The organism is Alteribacillus sp. HJP-4 (assembly GCF_042139015.1).
Classification (GTDB): domain Bacteria; phylum Bacillota; class Bacilli; order Bacillales; family Marinococcaceae; genus JBHIKY01.
In genome coordinates, this window is record NZ_JBHIKY010000008.1 from 191,875 (window position 1) to 209,772 (window position 17,898).

Genomic DNA, 17,898 nt, shown 5'->3' on the forward strand with positions numbered 1-17,898 from the left:
TATTTACCAACTTATGGCCGCCCTCCGGGTTTTATTTGGCCCACATCCTGGGCCAAAACTCGACACTAGCACGTCCTGTGCGTCGTGGGAACGGCACCGTCTGAAAATCCATTCTGACAAAGCTTCGCTGAGGATGAATTAATTGAAAACAAGCCCCACGGAAAGCGGCCGCCTGCAGGGATGAAATCAATAAATTCTATACTCCTTCATTAAAGCAAAGATATGCTTTCTTATTCTTAAAAAAATACCATGGTCAACCATCTAGAGGGATGGCGTCCATGGTATTTTACGTTAAGGGCTTTTGATACAGCCCCGTCCATCTTAACTACTACTCTTCCTCTTCTTCAAAAGAGGTTATTTCAAGATTTAATTCATTTAACTGCGCTTCGCTCACCGGGCCTGGCGCTCCTGTTAAAGGATCACTTGCACTGGCTGTCTTAGGAAATGCGATCGTATCTCTCAAATTTGAGCGGCCTGCAAGCAGCATAACCAGGCGATCCAGACCAAGGGCAATTCCTCCATGCGGAGGAGTCCCGAAATCAAAGGCATTCAGCAGAAATCCAAATTGATTTTCTGCTTCCACTTTACTGAAACCAAGCGATTGGAACATTTTTTCCTGAAGGTCTCTTTCGAAAATACGCTGTGAACCTCCTCCAAGCTCATATCCATTTAAAACAAGATCATAGGCCTCAGCCCGCACACTCTCAGGATGTTCTTCTAGAAGCTTCATATCTTCTTCAAGCGGGCGGGTAAATGGATGGTGCATTGCCACGTACCGATTTGATTCTTCGTCAAATTCCATTAGTGGAAATTCTGTCACCCACAAAAAGTTGAATTTACTTTCATCAATAAGTCCAAGCTCTTTTCCAAACTTTAAGCGGAGAGCTCCCATTGAATCAAATACAACGCTTTTCTTGTCTGCCCCAAAAAACAAGAGATCCCCCGCCTCAGCCTTCAGCGCTTCTCTAATTGCAGCAGTTTCTTCTTTCGAGAAGAACTTAGCAATAGGTCCTTTCAGGCTGTCTTCTTCTACTTTCAGCCAGGCGAGACCTTTCGCCCCATAAATAGCCACAAAATCAGCAAGATCATCAATTTCCTTCCGTGACATTTTATTGGCGACTCCTTTAACATTTAACCCTTTTACAATTCCCCCGCTTTTTACAGCATTCGCAAATACTTTAAAATCACTGTCTTTCACAATGTGTGACAGCTCAATTAATTCCATTTCAAAGCGTGTATCCGGTTTGTCAGAACCATACCGGTTCATTGCTTCGTCATATGTTAATCGCGGAAAATCAGTTTCAATATTTAAATCTTTTGTTTTTTTCAAGATCGCTGCCATCATTTTTTCCATCATCGCAAGCAGATCCTCTTTATCCATAAAGGATGTTTCTATATCGACCTGAGTAAATTCAGGCTGTCGGTCTGCGCGCAGATCCTCGTCACGAAAGCAGCGTACTATTTGATAGTAACGTTCAAAACCGGAGACCATTAACAGCTGCTTGAAAAGTTGTGGAGATTGAGGCAGTGCATAGAATTCACCATGATGAACCCTGCTCGGCACAAGATAATCACGCGCTCCTTCCGGGGTGCTTTTTGTGAGCATAGGTGTTTCTACTTCATAAAAATTGTATTCATCCAGAAAATCTCTAATCATTTTTGTTGTTTGATGACGCAGCTTAAATGTATCTCTCATCGACGGCCGGCGCAAATCTAGATAGCGGTAGCGCAGACGTACATCCTCCGAAACATCAGCACCCCCTTCTATTTGGAAGGGGAGCGGCTTAGATGAATTTAACACACTGATTTCTTCTACTTTCACTTCTACCGTGCCATTTGCAATATTTTCATTATACGTTTCTTCATCTCTTTTCACTACGGTACCTTTTACATGAATCACATATTCATTCCGCACTTTATCAGCAACCAACAGTGCGTCTTCAGAGGTTTCCGGATCCGCTACAATCTGTACAATTCCACTTCTGTCACGCATGTCTATAAAAATAACCTGACCAAGATCACGCCTTGTCTGGGCCCAGCCTTTTAATTCTACGTTTTCTCCAATCAATCCTTCTGAAATTTCTCCACAATAATGTGTACGTCCTATCATCTTGCATCCTCCCTGAGTAAACTTTTCATGTGTTCTGGGAAATCCTTGAGTGAGATTTCCATCTGCTCTCCGCTTTTCATTTCTTTGAGAGTGATTTTCCCTGCGAGTCTCTCGTTATCTCCCAGTACTGCTGTATATTTTGCATTTAAGCGGTCAGCTGCTTTAAATTGAGCTTTCAGCTTTTTATTCATGTAATCTTTATCAGCTTTAACCCCTGCTCTGCGAAGGTCAAACAAAAGTTCTGAAGCAGCCTGTGAAGATGCATCCCCAATTGCTGCAAGATAAATATCAATACCTTCCTGCAGCTCAGGTAACGCATCCTGAGTCTTCAATGCCATTATTAGTCTCTCAATGCTTAATGCAAAACCAATTCCCGGTGATTCTGGTCCACCCATTTCTTCAACCAGACCGTTGTAACGTCCGCCTCCCATTAAAGTCGTAATCGCTCCGAACCCTTCTCCCTCTATCATGATCTCAAAGGCAGTATTATTATAATAATCCAGCCCTCTCACTAAACCAGGATCGATAACATAGTCAATATCCATTTTGCTTAGTAGATCCTTTACTGTCTCAAAATAATTTTGTGACTCCTCATTAAGATAATCTAAAATCGATGGAGCTGTATCCATTAACGGATTATCTTTGTCTTTTTTGCAGTCAAGAATGCGGAGAGGGTTTTTTTTGAGCCTTTGTTGACAATCACTGCAGAATTCTTCTATATAAGGTTCAAAATGATTAATCAGCGCATCTCTATGTGCCGTCCTGCTTTCTTTATCTCCTAGACTATTCAATACAAGCTTTAACCCTTTTAAACCAATTTCCCTGTAAAATTCCATAGAAAGCGCAATTACCTCTGCATCAATGGCAGGGTCGGAGCTTCCTATAGCTTCGACACCAAACTGTACAAACTGCCGCATTCTTCCAGATTGGGGCCGTTCATATCGAAACATCGGACCAACATAGTAAAGTTTTTCAGGCTGCTGCGCACTTCCAAACATTTTATTTTCTACATAGGACCTGACGACAGAAGCGGTTCCTTCAGGACGAAGTGTAAGGCTTCTGTCACCTCTGTCCTTAAAAGTGTACATTTCCTTTTGCACTATATCAGTAGTATCCCCGACACTTCTTTGAAATAGCTCCGTTTGTTCAAATATCGGTGTGCGGATTTCACGATAATTGTAACGTGCACAAATATCATGTATTTTTTGATCAATAAATTGCCAAATCCCTGCTTCCTGTGGAAGAATATCCTGCGTTCCTCTTGGAATACGAATGTCCATGTCCTCTCTCCTTTCAAATAAGCAGAAATAAAAAAACCCGTCCCTCATCTATGTGAGGGACGAGCCTTTAACCCGTGGTGCCACCCTAATTGAAGCCAAATGCTTCCGCTTAGAACAGTTAACGCCTGTTGTACGTTTGTTCCTACTCGTAATTTAAGTTCAAAACAAAGCCTGTGAAGTGTCTTTCCGCAGGTCGCGCGTAAACTGCTTGCAGCCATGGGGCAGTTCTCTCTGAAACGCGGCATATCACTGCGTACTTTCTCCGTCCTCAGCAATAACTTCTCATTTAACTGATATTAATCTTACGAATGAATGAGTCGATTGTCAACCTGACAATTGAAATGTTTCCACAAAAAGTTCTAACGAATGGAAATTATATTTATCAAAGTTCCAAAAACCAATGTGCAGCGTTTATGGTTTTTCACTGTATTCTTCATAATTATTCAGCTGAATAAGGGCTGTCGAGCACCAGTGTAACCGGTCCGTTATTCGTAAGTGAAATGTTCATCATTTTTCCGAATTCTCCGGTCTTGACGTTGACACCGTTTTCGGACAATTTTTTATTAAAAGCATGATATAGCGGTTCAGCTGTTTCCGGCGGGGCTGCGTTCATAAAGTTCGGTCTTCTCCCTTTTCTGCACTCCCCGTACAAAGTAAATTGGGAGATCGATAATATTTCACCTTCAATATCCAATAAAGAATGGTTCATCTTTCCTGTTTTATCTTCAAAAATTCGAAGGTTTATTATTTTATCGGTCATCCATTGAAGATCCTTATCTGTGTCTTTATGTGTGAAGCCGACAAGAGCCACCAGGCCGCTGCGAATCGAGCCTGTTGTTGAACCTTCGACTTCACAGTTCCCATTCAGCACCCGCTGTAAAATCACTCTCATGCTGTTTCTTCCTTTCTTATATTTCCTTAGTGCATAACTCTTCTCACAGAATAAAGATCCGGCAGTCTTTTTATTTTCTCTACTACTCGGTGTAAATGATCAATGTTATGAATGGAAATGGTTAAATCAATAACTGCCATTTTATTTTTATCCGCCCGGCCGCTGACTGCAATAATATTAGTTCTAGTTTCCGTAACTGACTGCAGCACTTCATTTAACAGTCCCCGTCGGTCATAACCTGTGATTTCAATATCAACGTTATAATTTTTTTTCTTTTCAATCGAGCCTTCCCATTCTACTGGCAATAGCCGCTGTTTAGCTTCTTCATTAGTAACATTCGGACAATCTGTCCGATGGATGGAGACACCTCGGCCTTTCGTAATAAATCCAATAATGTCATCACCCGGCACAGGATTACAGCACTTAGACAATCGAATCAGCAGATTGTCTACTCCTTTGACTCTTACCCCGGTGCTTGTCTTCTTTGAAGCAGTATGGGTAGTAACGTCCTTTACTGCTTCGGCTACTGATTTTTCTTCTTCCGCTTTTTCTTTCTCCTGACGGTATTTATCTGTCAGTCTTGTGACAATCTGTTTAGGGCTGACGCCATTATAGCCGACAGCAGCAAACATATCCTCTTCTCCGGTGAAACTGAACTTATCAGCGGCTTCCTTTTTGTTTTCTGATGTTAAAATGTCTTTTGGATCGAAATCCTGGGCTTTCAGCTCTTTTTCAAGCATTTCCCTGCCCTTCTGAACATTTTCCTCGCGGCGTTCTTTCTTAAAAAACTGTTTTATTTTATTTTTAGCGTGCGAACTTTGGGTCAGCTTCAACCAGTCCTGACTCGGTCCGTATGAATGCTTGGAAGTAAGCATTTCCACAATATCACCCGTATTCAGCTGGTAATCAAGCGGAACCATTTTTCCGTTCACCTTCGCTCCGATCGTCCTATTGCCGATTTCCGTATGGATCCGGTATGCAAAATCCAATGGGACCGATCCGCGCGGCAGTTCTATTACATCCCCCTTCGGCGTAAAAACAAAAACCATATCTGAGAATAAATCTATTTTCAATGATTCCATAAATTCTTGTGCATTGGAGGTGTCATTCTGCCATTCTAATATCTCCCGGAACCACGTAAGTTTATCCTCAAGAGATTTCTTTCCGGAAGCTGCACTCGTATCTTCTTTGTACGCCCAGTGAGCTGCCACCCCGAACTCAGCGACACGATGCATATCTTCCGAACGTATCTGTACTTCAAGGGGTTCTCCTTTTGGTCCAATTACAGTAGTATGCAGGGATTGATACATGTTTGCTTTTGGCATAGCAATATAGTCTTTAAAACGCCCCGGCATCGGCTTCCAGCACGTATGGATAATACCGAGCACCGCATAGCAGTCTTTTATGCTCCGGACTATAATTCGGACTGCCAGCAGATCATAGATCTCGTTGAACTGCTTTTTATGCTTCACCATCTTCCTGTAAATACTGTAAATATGCTTGGGACGTCCATATATTTCGCCTTCAATGTTTATATCATTTAAGCTCGACTTTATATTTCCGATGACTTCTTCAATATATTGTTCTCTTTCCGCACGTTTTTGTTTCATTAGATTAACGATGCGATAATACTGCTGTGGATCCATATATCGAAGTGCGGTATCCTCCAGCTCCCATTTGATAGTGGAAATTCCCAGCCGGTGTGCAAGCGGCGCAAATATTTCCAAAGTTTCATTAGATATTCTTCGTTGTTTATCCGGAGGCAGATGCTTTAACGTCCGCATATTATGAAGCCGGTCTGCCAGCTTTATCAAAATGACGCGGATATCCTTCGCCATTGCCACTACCATTTTACGATGATTCTCTGCCTGCTGCTCTTCCTTTGATTTATATTTTATTTTTTTCAGTTTTGTAACCCCATCGACTAGCATTGCTACTTCGTCATTAAAATTCCCTCTGAGATCGTCGACAGTAACATCTGTATCCTCCACAACGTCATGCAAAAATGCAGCAGCAATCGTGTCCGGATCCATCTCAAGCTCTACAAGGATACCGGCCACTTGAACAGGATGAAGGATATATGGCTCTCCTGACTTTCTATATTGATCCTTATGGGCTTCTTCAGAATATTTGTAGGCTCGTTCCAAAAAAGCAACATCATCGTCAGGAAGATATTTTCGTGCAAGTTCCAACACTTCATCTATGGTCATGAAATCACCCTGCATGCCTTTCTAATATCATTATTTCTTTATATTATCTTTAAAATCTGCATTGATGTAAAGCCTTGCGGTTCCGTTCTGTATTTGAAAAATCAACCTTGAGGTAAAAACGAATGAACAGAAAAGTAAAATGAAGGTATGTAAAGAAAATTTTGGCTTGTCAACAAAATACTTGGCAATTGAAAAATGCCTTTGTTGCGCTGCCTTGCTTTTTCAAGTGCGGATATTTTTGGGAGGTAAAACAAAAAGCGCTCGTTTTGAGCACTTTTAAGAACCAATGCTGTATTCTTAATCGAACGTAACTAGAGAGAAAATATCGTATTCTCCAAGCTTCCCGCGTCCATTCAAATAAGAAAGTTCAATTAAAAAGGCAAGGCAGGCTACTTCTCCGCCGAGCTCCTCAACCAATTTAATTGTTGCATTTATCGTACCGCCCGTGGCAAGGAGATCATCTGTGATAAGCACTCGCTGTCCTGGTGTGATAGCATCATTATGCAGAGACAAAGTATCCTTCCCATACTCTAGTCCATAATCAGCATCGACAGTTTCACGAGGCAGCTTCCCTTTTTTTCTCACAGGCACAAAACCTTTTTTCAAAGCGTACGCGATCGGACAGCCGACAACAAATCCTCTTGCTTCGGGGCCAACTACTACATCAATATTCTGTGCGGATGCATAAGCAGTCATTTCATCAATTGCCTGTTTGTAAGCAGGTCCATCTTGCATTAAGGTAGTAATATCTTTAAAGCGGATGCCTTCTTTTGGGTAATCCTGAACAACAGTAATATAATCTTTAAAATCCATTCCCTACCTTCTCCTTTATGTCTGAATGCTCGTGATCAGGCTCTAATAACGGATGCAGACGGCTCTTTAATTGACTGTAGCTTGAATAGAGCAGCTCTTTTTCCGCCTCTCTTTTTTTCAAGAATCTTACATAGCTGGCCGATTCCGAGAGATCTTTCCGTTCTGCCTGCTCTACGACAGTCAGAACACCGTTATCTATTTTAACAAACCCAAGCTCAAAAAACACTTTTGTCATAAATTTGACCGTTTCCGGGAGCCAGCCTTTCCTTTTTGCCAGCTCTTTGCCATACTTCTCTAGCTCAAAGGTGCCCCGCTTTTTTAGGAATGCATAATACCATTTAAAATGTTCTCTGCCGGGACTCATTTGAAAATAAACATCTTCTTTCTCATGAAAAAAGATAAAGATTTTCTCTGCACCCTGCAGCATTCCTGCAGTATTTTCAAACTCTTCAAGAGAAGCAGGCATATCGGCTATAATAATATTTTTCTTTGCTGATTCTGAGCTGTTTATTTCATAATCGGGCAGCTTGTCTGCCAGAACTCTAGCGGTTTTTTCTTTAAATGCAAGAATAATAGCTGTTTCCGCAGGAATTTCTTTAATTGCACTGATCACATCTTTGTCTTTTCGTTTATCAAACAACTGCCAATCTACAATTGCTATATCCTTCAAGAAAAGCTGAGGCTTTCTGAAGCCGTTCCATTCATTAATTGATAATTCACCCACGGCTTCTGCAGTGGATTTTTCAGTTAACTGATCAGCGAGATGACCGAGATGGAAGCCTACACAATCAAGATTCTTTCCTTCCGATTCAAATCCGAGCTTGAGATGATTCTTTTCACTGCCTATTTTTTTAAAGGAAGCGATATTTATACCTTTAATGGCAAACGCCGGCTTGGGATTTCCAATACCGTATGGCGCCAATTTGTTTAATTCCTCCACTGACTGGAGATTAATTTCCTGAAGCGTAACAGCGAAGTCAATTTTAGTAGATGGTATGAAATCATCAGCAGAAAGAACGGCACCAGCCTGATCGCTCATTTTTTTTCTCAGCTCATCTACATGTTCTGTACTCATTGTCAGCCCGGCAGCCATTGGATGGCCCCCAAAGTGCGGGAGCAGCTCTCTGTTTTTAGATAATTCCTGAAACATATCAAAGCCTTCAATACTCCTTGCAGAACCTTTTGCGGTCCCTGCATCCTCATCGATCGATAATACTATCACCGGCCTGTAGAAGCGTTCTACAAGTCTTGAAGCGACAATACCGATGACCCCCGGATTCCAGCCTTCTTTTCCAATGATTAAAAAATTGTTCGATTCAGGCGGGTAATGAGTTTCTACTACTTCTACAGCTTCTTTCGTCATTTCATTAACAACTTTCTGCCGCTCTTTATTTAAGTTATTAATCATATCAGCCCATTCATCAGCTTCATCCATGGAAGTCGAATTAAGCAGATGGACAGCCGGATCTGCTGCCTCCATTCTGCCCGCCGCATTTATTCTCGGCCCCATCGCAAATCCGACATGCTCCTCTTCAATTGTTTCTCCATCAATGCTGCATATTTTCTTTAACGCTTTTATACCTGGCTTATCTGAACTGGACAATTTTTTTAGACCTTCCTTTACAAGCGCTCTATTTTCATCGAGCAATGGAACAAGGTCACTAATGGTACCGATTGTAAATATGTCTAGTATATGTTCGGGAAAACTGCCTAACAGCGCTTGAGCGAGCTTAAATGCTACCCCTGCTCCTGCAAGTTCTTTAAAGGGATACATACAGCCAGGTTTTTTAGGATTAATAATACAATAAGCATCTGGAAGCTGAGGAGGGGGTTCATGGTGATCAGTCACAATCACATCCATTCCTAATTCTTTAGCAGTGTTAATAGGTTCTACCGCTGCAATTCCGGTGTCTACCGTTATTATTAATCCGGCTCCTTCTTCTTTTGCTTTGCGGAATGCAGGAATATTGGGACCATAGCCTTCTGTAAACCGGTTAGGAATATACCACCCAAAATCCGCTTTCAGTTCCTGGAGGAGCATTATCATTATAGTTGTACTCGACACTCCGTCTGCGTCATAATCCCCAAAGATAAGTATCTTTTCATTTCGATCTATCGCTCGTCTGATTCTATCTACTGCCTCAGACATTCCATCCATCAGGAAAGGGTCGTGTGCGTTTGCTGTGTCTGCGGACAAAAAATCTTTAGCGGCTTCAATGGATGTGATACCGCGAGAACAAAGCATTTTTGCTGTCAGTGTGGAAATTTTCAATTCTTGCTGCATATGGCTGCTGGCTGTTTCATCAACGTGTGCTACATTCCATCTCGTCTTTGGCTTTAACATAATAACACCCCTTTAACCCACCTAATTATACTAAAGGGGGAAAGGGGTGACAATCTTATTAGCATATCTTTACACGTTTGTCTTTTCATTTTCCGGAGCGGATGATCGTCTTTCAGTACCTGATCTTGTCTTTGAAGCTGAAACAGGCACTTGTTTTTTTACTTGGCGAAGTTCCTGGCGAAGCCGGTAAATTTTCATTAAGGCAAGTGAGCCTGCTACGATTGCTCCCATTAAGACAGAGCCGAGAATGACAAGAATTAATGGCCATTCCGCTTCACCGAACATATAGTTTACAGATACATTGTCTACGTTAATAACTGCAAAAATAGATATGACAATAGCTGCGATAAGACCAAGTATTAATACGGACTGCCCTTTCATAGTTTCTCCTCCTACAGTTAATTTTTAGTATAGGGGTTTACATGCACAAAAACATCCTTCACATTCTTATCAGCAAGTAAAGTTTCCTTAACCTGTTTCCCGATTGCATGCCCCTCTTCTACTGTAATCAATGGATCTACGGAAAGTTTAATATCAACAATAACATAATGACCATGTTCGCGGGCAAGTAATTCATCTATTTGCATTACACCTTCAACATTTGCTGCCTGCCTTCTCATCTCGACTGTATCCTCTGAATGTAAAACATGATCTAGCACGTTGTGAATTGAATCTGTACCTAAGTCCCATGCCATCTTCATAATCATAATGGAAACAATCAGACCAGCAGCCAGGTCTCCATAAAGCATCCAGGAAATTCCTGCTTTATCCCCAAGTATGGTAGCGCCAATTCCAGCAAGTGCAGCAAGTGATGAGAACACGTCAGACCGGTGATGCCAGGCATCTGTAATAATGGCTTCACTTCTATACTTTTTACCCAAATAATGTTTATATCGAAACATCGCTTCTTTCGCAGCAATGGAGAAAACGACAGCATAAAGTGCAATCGTCTTAGGAACAGCCACAGGCTCTCCTGCATCTTTTACTGCATTCAGTCCAATTTCAAACCCAACGATAAACAAAAGCACAGCAACAATAATTGCAGTCAGAGTTTCTGCTTTTCCATGGCCGTAAGGGTGGTCTTTATCAGGTGGAAGATTTGCCGCGCGTATGCCGATCATAACTGCGATCGAACTGACGACATCAGAAGCAGAATGCACCGCGTCAGCAACAAGAGCTCTGCTGTCAGCAACGATTCCTGCCCACCCTTTTATAATGGCAAGTAATATATTTCCTATGATTCCGATAACTGCTCCACGGCGAATCATTTTATATCTTGTTTGTTCAAAACTATTCATGACGCTACCTCCACTGCTTCAAGTACCTGTTCTTACCTTTTGCATAAAGAGGCCATGGTATCCACCATGGCCTCTTCTCTACCTCTCTGGATAGAGTTCATGCTCTTCTTCCTCGTCCTCATCTTCTCCTTTTTCCCGCTTCTTTTTCAGGCGCCTCCATTCCCAAACAGACCAAATCTGGGCAGCAAGAAAAATTGAAGAATATGTGCCCGCGATTAATCCTATCAATAAGGCAAGTGCAAAAGAACGTATTGCTTCGCCTCCGAAAATAAATAATGCAGAGGCAGCTAAAACGACTGTAAGTACAGTATTTATGGATCGAGTAAGTGTCTGATTTAAGCTCATATCGACTACCCCGCTTAAGTGTTCAAAGGTCTCAAGCCGAGGTGCTTTATTCATGTTTTCTCGAATTCGGTCGAACGTGACAATCGTGTCATTAATTGAGTAACCTACGATGGTCAGCACTGCTGCAATAAACGGGACATTAACTTCAATTTGCAGCAGACTGAAAAACACAATTATAAAAAATGCATCGTGCAGCAGCGCAACTATCGCGGCCACACCATAAAGAAACTGAAATCGTATCGATATATAAATTATAATACCGATTGAAGCTATAAGAACAGAAGTTAATGCATTCAGCGCCAGCTCCTGTCCCACCTGGGGAGATACGGTGCTTACATTTGGTTCCTCTCCGTACTCTTCAGTAAAATAGGTTTGTATCTCAGCAATTTCTTCCTGCGTAAGTGCTCCGATGAAGCGGGCCTGAGCCATTTCATTATTCTCACCGGCAAGTGTCACGTCATCCGGTTCATAGCCTTTGCCGGCTTCAGAGAATGCATTCTCTACTTCTTCTTCTGTCAAAGTCTGATCTGAACCAATTTCAATACGTGAGCCGCTCTCAAAATCTATTCCAAGGTTGAGCCCTGCAGTTAACAGTAGAATAATGCCTGCAGCCAACATAGCCAGTGAGATCATGAAAAACTTCCTGCGGTGTTTTACAAAAGGAATCTGTCGTTTATGATTCATTGATCTCACTCTCCTTTACACCGAAGACCCGGGGTTTTTTATTAAAAACTCTGCTCTTCACCCAGAGTCCGAGCAGTAATCTTGAGCCAAATACCGCGGTGATAAAGCTTGTCAGAATACTGACGATCAGCATAACCGCAAAGCCCTGTACAGAGCTTGTTCCATAATAAAATAAGACACCTGCTGCAAGGATGGTGGTGATATTAGCATCGATAATAGTGGATAATGATCTTCTCGAACCTGCTTTGAAAGCAGATAAGACAGACTTCCCTTCACGCAGTTCTTCTTTAATTCTTTCATAAGTGAGAATATTCGCATCAACAGCCATACCAACCCCAAGAATAATGGCAGCTATTCCAGGCAGCGTCAACACTCCCTGCATCCAGTTGAAAATAACTAAAACCAGATAAACGTAACCGCTCAGAGTGACAGAGGCTATAATACCCATAAACCTGTAAAAAATTAACATATATGCCAGAATCAATCCTATCCCGATATATCCAGCAAAAATGGTTTTTTCCATTGCTTCTTCTCCGAGCGAAGCCCCTACAGAATTAGAATATACTTCGTCCAATTCAGCGGGAAGAGAGCCAGCGTTTAGAATTTCAGATAAATTTTCCGCTTCTTCAATCTCAAAGTTACCTTCAATTTGGATATCTTCTGTATAGAGAGGCTCATTCACTGCAGGTGCAGATAAAAATTTCGGATCTTCCTTCTGCGATTCTTCTGCAAAGCTGTCTCCTTCTTCATAGTCAAGCCAGATGACTAGAACATTATTAGGAGGCTGAAATTCGTTAATAATTTCTTCCGTTACCTGGCCAAAGGCATCCCCGTCTTTCAGCGAGACTGTGACGAGCGGCTCGTTCGATTGACCAAAGTTAACACTCGCTCCATTTTCCTGAAGGTCATCCCCAGAGAGCCTTTCTTTATCATTCACATCACGGAAGCTCAAATCTGCTTCTGTCGATAACAATTCTCTTGCCGTCTGCTGATCTTCCACTCCTGCGAGCTGAACCCTGATTCTGTTATCTCCTTCGATCGTTATGTTCGGCTCAGAAACGCCCAGCACATTCACTCGCTGATTTAATGAGCTGACTGTAGCCTGCATCGTTTCTTCTGTTACTTCCTCGCCCTCTTGATTAGACGAGACTTCATACAGTACTTCAAAACCACCCTGGAGATCCAGGCCAAGATTAATTCCTTTTGCAATACTACCAGCTGTCTGAGAGATAAGGCCTCCAAGCAGCAGTACAATCACAAAAAAAGTAACAATTCTCCATTTCTTCACCATTGATGACTACATCCTCCTTCAGTCGTCTGTTCACAGGAGATGGCTGCCCTTATTGAGGACAGCCACTATCATTTGAAAAGACGATCTGTCATGCGTGCCGTATAAAACAAACATGATTAAAATTCAAACTAAATGGTCTTCTTCACTTAAAGTAAGTTATGTATGGCTTTTAAATAATGCTTTAACAACATATTAATTATACTGATGTCAATAATTTCATGTCAATCACGGCCCGCTTGCGAAGAGTGATTTTCTATATCACCGAGAAGTTCTTCAAAATCAGCTTCCGTTGAATAGCCCGCTCCCTCCCGGTACGAAGAAATAGTTATACGATTCATATACTCAGTAAGGCGATAAGTCAAAATGCCGTTAACCAATGAATGAATTCTCGGCTCTGTCTTATTTTTATTCAGCTTTTCTATAACGCTTTCCCAAATATCCTCCTCGCTGGCATATCCATACCCAAGAATCTCAAATTCTTCTTTTTTACTCTTCAGTGCCGGCCAGACCTCTTCCTTCCAAACTTCATATTGATAGGCCATTTCCTGTTCTCCTCCTTTATATAAGGAAACTTGTCATGCTTGTACAATCGTCCCGCATACATATTATAAATGCCAACATCTCACTTTGGTAAAGGCGGGAACAATACTAATGAAAAAGCAGACCTTTTTACAAGGAACAATCATATTAATTATTGCGGGCCTGATAACCCGGGTGCTGGGCTTTGTAAACAAGATTGTAACCGCCAGATTACTTGGCGCAGAAGGTGTAGGACTATATATGATGGCTTTTCCAACTCTGCTGCTTATCATTACTTTAACACAATTAGGACTGCCTGTAGCCATTTCAAAACTGATTGCTGAAGCTGAATTTAAGAAAGATTATGTAAGAATGAAGAAGATCCTCGTAGTATCAATGACAATTACGATGTCGTTAAGTGTGTTGTTTACAACAGGTTTTATTGCAGCAGCTCCTAAAATCTCAGGGTTTCTGTTAACAGATGAACGAGCATATTATCCAATGCTTGCCATTCTTCCAATTATACCGATCACAGCGGCTTCTGCTGTTTTAAGAGGCTACTTTCAGGGACGTCAAAATATGACTCCTCCTGCAGTATCACAGGTTCTTGAACAAACGGTAAGAATCTCCCTGGTAGCTGTTTTTATAACGATACTGATGCCTTATGGTCTGCATATTGCTGCGGCAGGAGCTATGCTGTCTGTTATTACAGGGGAATTGATATCTTTATTGTTTATGTTCTGGCAGTTCAAACGTAAAAAAACGTTAAAGGTGCGTGACAATTTCTTCGGCTTCTTAAAAAGCGGCCGAAGTGTATTTCATGACTTAATGGCCATCTCACTTCCTGCCACGGGAAGCCGCCTGATCGGTTCTATATCATTATTTTTCGAACCGATTATTATTGCCCAAAGTCTTGCCCTAGCCGGGGTGGCTACGGCAGTGGCAACTTCCCAGTACGGGCAGCTGAGTGGATTTGTAATTCCGCTGCTGTTTCTCCCTACTTTCATTACCTATTCATTTTCGGTTTCACTTGTTCCTTCCGTTAGTGAAGCTGCTGCTTCCAAGCGATTTGGCATCATTCAAAAACGTTTGAAGCAGACCCTGAGGACTGCGATATTAAGCGGAGGCTTCGCTGCAATATTTCTATTCGTTTTTGCCAAAGAAATCATGGTTGTTATGTATGAAGCACCAGAAGCAGCTGCGTTGGTGAGAATTCTTGCCCCTTTTAGCATCTTTTTATATGTCCAGGGGCCTCTGCAGGCTGTGCTTCAAGGCCTTAACCTAGCCAAAGCGGCTATGTACAATACGTTTATCGGCGCTATAACAAAAGCTGGTCTTATATTTATATTTGCCTCAAGTCCCTTTTTTGGTATTAAAGGTGCGGCTATTGCTGTCGCAGTAAATATGATGCTTGTGACTTTACTTCATTTTATCACCGTTTCAAAAGCAGTCGGCTTTACGATGGAATGTAAATACAATCTTATTTCTCTAATTCTTGCAGCTGTTTCTGTGTTCACAGCGGATTTCACGAGAAAACTGTTGTTTACAGACTTTAATCTCGTTTTTCAAGTTAGTGCTGCGGCTTTATTTTCTGCCTGTATATATTCTCTGCTGCTTCTTGGTTCCGGAACAATTAAATACACCCAGATTAAAAAGCTATTGCAGAGATAACCGTTAATCATTTTTTAGGTCAATATACATCGTTCCGTCTGTACGCAGCACACAATAGGAAACAGTTTTAATGCTTTCTATGCTCGCTTTCCTAAGCTCTCTTCTCAGCCACAATTCATCTTTCTGAGCTTCGTTCAAAGCCCCCTCCTGTATTTCCCCATCGACGATCAGGGTAAGAGGATAAGATGAAACTTCCTGCTTTTTATCCTCTTTATCATCGTCGCCTTCTTTATTTTCCTCGTCTTCTTTTGCAAAAACAGACAACTGGCCATTAGCTTCAAGGATCGCAAACTCTACATCCGAAATATTTTTAATATCCTTCTGACGCACCTGCATCAGTAAATCATCGAAATTATAGCGCTGCCGTTTCATTTCTTTTTCGTTTATCTCTCCATTTCTAATAAGAAAAGACGGTCTCCCGTCTGCAAGTCTTCTAATTCTGGGGCTTTTTAATGATAAATAAGCCATAAGAATCTGGACACTTGATAAAACGATGATAGGTGTTACTCCATCGCGAATTGGAACATTCACATCTTCTATCGACATCACGGCAAGCTCAGCAATCATAATAGATACAACAAAATCAAGTACAGAGAGCTGGCCTATTTCTCTTTTCCCCATCAGCCTTAAAATGACAAGCAGAAAAAAATACGCAAACAGCGTCCGGAATACAACTGTTCCAAATTCCACCCGATGCACCTTCTTTTATGAATTGTTCTCTCCTGCTTTATTTTGTCCGATCTTTTCTAGAACATGTATTGAGTTAAGGAATGACCATTAATAAAAGATAAGATAGCGAAGATAAATATAGATAGTCGAGATGGTGAGGGAGAAAATAACAACAGGAATTCCCACCTTTAAGAAATCAAAATAGGAGAACCCTTTTCCTTCTTTTACAGCCAGCCCCGCCACAATGACATTAGCTGTGGCTCCAATAACAGTCGCGTTACCACCGAGACACGCGCCTAGGGCGAGCGACCACCAGATCGGCTCCAAATCATATATACCGTAGCTTTCTAACTCGAGAATAACGGGAATCATTGCAGCTACAAACGGAATGTTGTCTACAAAGCCAGAAACAAATCCCGATATCCATAGTAAAGAAATCGAAGTAGTCATCATGTCTCCTTCCGTAAGAAACATAAGCCCCTTTGCAATTTCTTCTAAATATCCGACTTCTTCAATCCCGCCAATCAATCCAAACAGCCCAATAAAAAAGAATATTGTCGTCCACTCCATCTGCCGGAAAACTTTTTCCGGACTGATTTCCTCCTGGGTCATAAATAAAAGCAATAAAGCCCCGCCCATTGCAATCGCAGTTAATTCAACTTTTATAACAGGCTGAAGTAGAAAAGCACTAATCGTTAATAGTAATACCAGTAATGATTTCTTCAAAAGCGGCATGCTTTTTATATACCGTTTGGCATCAACCTTTAACAGTTGTTGTCTTTGTTCCTTTTTATCATCCTTTAATAATTCTTTTTTATAATACATCGAGATGCCACAGATAACAGAAAAAAAGATTAAAACTGCGGGTGGACCTAGATTCAGCAAGAAATCATTGAATAAAAGTGTTCTTGCCGCCTGACCTATCATTAAATTCGGAGGATCACCGATGATAGTCGCTGTACCTCCGATATTAGATGATAAGATAATGGCGATCAAAAAAGGTACCGGCTGAAGGTGAAGTTTTTTCGTAATAGTGAAAACTACGGGAGTTACAAGAAGAACAGTCGTGACATTATTCAAAAACGCGGATCCAACACCTGTCAGTACAGAAAGAAAAAAGAGAAGCGGTAAGGGCCTGCCCTTGACAATTTGTGCCGATTTAATAGCTGCGTATTCAAACAGCCCGCTCTGAGAACTGATAGATACGATCATCATCATAGCCAGAAGTAAGGCAATCGTATGCCAGTCGATGTAGCGGGTAAACATTAATTGCATTTCCACAACGCCTGCTGCGGCCATCAGCACAGCACCAGCAATAGCAATTAATGCTTTGTTTCCTTTTTCCGCAATCAGCAGAATATAACAGGCTGTAAATATAAAAAGACTGAGGAAGCTTTCCACGTCTGCAATCATCCTTTTAAGGGTTTGTACCATTCTATGTATTTCTAAAGGAAGTTGAACTAATTCCTCATTGATCTAAAGAAAAACTTGGATTGTCGCGCGAGTCCAGAAAGGAAAAGTATGCCTGGCAGCAGCCGCGACAGGTTCTCCGGAATTTGGTTCAGAATTCCGGGGTTGCGGGCATGGCATCCCAAAAAACCTGGCAGGTTGCCAGGTTCAAAAGGAAGAAGCGTTCGTTTTTTCAGGTTCTAAGTCAATTGTTGGGGTGGAGGCCGTCAGGCCCCGCCCCTTTATCCTACTTGAATGTTCTGATTTTTCGTCTGATGATGTAGTAGAATTTTGCTCCTTAGTCGATCATATCGTCGGAATCC

General features: G+C 41.6%; 14 protein-coding genes and 1 other annotated feature. Of the genes, 1 reads left to right on the forward strand and 13 read right to left on the reverse strand.

Annotation, left to right across the window (positions count from 1 at the left end):
- Positions 1–328: 328 nt before the first annotated feature.
- The 11 genes from aspS to ACE4RR_RS10145 all read right to left on the reverse strand — a co-directional run bounded on the left by aspS (position 329) and on the right by ACE4RR_RS10145 (position 13,809).
- Complete coding sequence (gene aspS / locus ACE4RR_RS10095) at positions 329–2,110, reverse strand: aspartate--tRNA ligase (protein WP_375535289.1); 1,782 nt, start codon at positions 2,108–2,110, stop codon at positions 329–331.
- The gene (hisS, locus tag ACE4RR_RS10100) at positions 2,107–3,390 is read right to left on the reverse strand and encodes a histidine--tRNA ligase (protein ID WP_375535290.1); all 1,284 of its coding nucleotides are present in this window, start codon (positions 3,388–3,390) and stop codon (positions 2,107–2,109) included. The genes aspS and hisS overlap by 4 nt, the downstream gene beginning before the upstream one ends.
- Before the next feature lie 52 nt (positions 3,391–3,442).
- Positions 3,443–3,668 (reverse strand) — a binding site (T-box leader).
- A 161-nt stretch (positions 3,669–3,829) separates the two neighbouring features.
- Positions 3,830–4,282 (reverse strand): D-aminoacyl-tRNA deacylase, encoded by a 453-nt coding sequence (gene dtd / locus ACE4RR_RS10105; protein ID WP_375535291.1) that lies wholly within the window; start codon positions 4,280–4,282, stop codon positions 3,830–3,832.
- A gap of 26 nt (positions 4,283–4,308) precedes the next feature.
- Positions 4,309–6,492, reverse strand: coding sequence for a RelA/SpoT family protein (locus tag ACE4RR_RS10110; protein ID WP_375535292.1), 2,184 nt, complete (start codon positions 6,490–6,492; stop codon positions 4,309–4,311).
- Between the two features lie 297 nt (positions 6,493–6,789).
- Entirely contained in the window at positions 6,790–7,305 is a 516-nt protein-coding gene (locus ACE4RR_RS10115) for an adenine phosphoribosyltransferase (RefSeq protein WP_375535293.1), read from the reverse strand.
- The gene (gene recJ, locus ACE4RR_RS10120) at positions 7,295–9,649 is read right to left on the reverse strand and encodes a single-stranded-DNA-specific exonuclease RecJ (protein WP_375535294.1); all 2,355 of its coding nucleotides are present in this window, start codon (positions 9,647–9,649) and stop codon (positions 7,295–7,297) included. Before recJ ends, ACE4RR_RS10115 begins: the two co-directional genes overlap by 11 nt.
- A 69-nt stretch (positions 9,650–9,718) precedes the next feature.
- Positions 9,719–10,030 (reverse strand): LapA family protein, encoded by a 312-nt coding sequence (locus ACE4RR_RS10125; RefSeq protein WP_375535295.1) that lies wholly within the window; start codon positions 10,028–10,030, stop codon positions 9,719–9,721.
- Positions 10,031–10,047: 17 nt separating this feature from the next.
- Positions 10,048–10,947, reverse strand: coding sequence for a cation diffusion facilitator family transporter (locus ACE4RR_RS10130; RefSeq protein ID WP_375535296.1), 900 nt, complete (start codon positions 10,945–10,947; stop codon positions 10,048–10,050).
- A 78-nt stretch (positions 10,948–11,025) separates the two neighbouring features.
- Positions 11,026–11,976 (reverse strand): protein translocase subunit SecF, encoded by a 951-nt coding sequence (gene secF, locus ACE4RR_RS10135; RefSeq protein WP_375535297.1) that lies wholly within the window; start codon positions 11,974–11,976, stop codon positions 11,026–11,028.
- The gene (gene secD / locus ACE4RR_RS10140; protein ID WP_375535298.1) at positions 11,966–13,267 is read right to left on the reverse strand and encodes a protein translocase subunit SecD; all 1,302 of its coding nucleotides are present in this window, start codon (positions 13,265–13,267) and stop codon (positions 11,966–11,968) included. Before secD ends, secF begins: the two co-directional genes overlap by 11 nt.
- Positions 13,268–13,488: 221 nt before the next feature.
- Positions 13,489–13,809: a post-transcriptional regulator gene (locus ACE4RR_RS10145; protein ID WP_375535299.1), complete on the reverse strand. Its 321-nt coding sequence runs from the start codon at positions 13,807–13,809 to the stop codon at positions 13,489–13,491.
- A 109-nt stretch (positions 13,810–13,918) separates the two neighbouring features.
- Here ACE4RR_RS10145 and spoVB point away from each other — a divergent pair, with 109 nt between their 5' ends.
- Positions 13,919–15,457 carry a stage V sporulation protein B gene (gene spoVB / locus ACE4RR_RS10150; protein WP_375535300.1) on the forward strand — a complete coding sequence of 513 codons (1,539 nt, stop codon included), beginning with the start codon at positions 13,919–13,921 and terminating at the stop codon, positions 15,455–15,457.
- A gap of 3 nt (positions 15,458–15,460) precedes the next feature.
- On the opposite strand, the gene ACE4RR_RS10155 is transcribed toward spoVB, so the two are convergent.
- Together ACE4RR_RS10155 and ACE4RR_RS10160 are read right to left on the reverse strand one after the other, a co-directional pair.
- On the reverse strand, positions 15,461–16,147 hold the full coding sequence (locus ACE4RR_RS10155) for a DUF421 domain-containing protein (RefSeq protein WP_375535301.1): 687 nt from the start codon (positions 16,145–16,147) through the stop codon (positions 15,461–15,463).
- 87 nt (positions 16,148–16,234) lie between these two features.
- Positions 16,235–17,527, reverse strand: coding sequence for an ArsB/NhaD family transporter (locus ACE4RR_RS10160; protein WP_375535302.1), 1,293 nt, complete (start codon positions 17,525–17,527; stop codon positions 16,235–16,237).
- Positions 17,528–17,898: the final 371 nt, after the last annotated feature.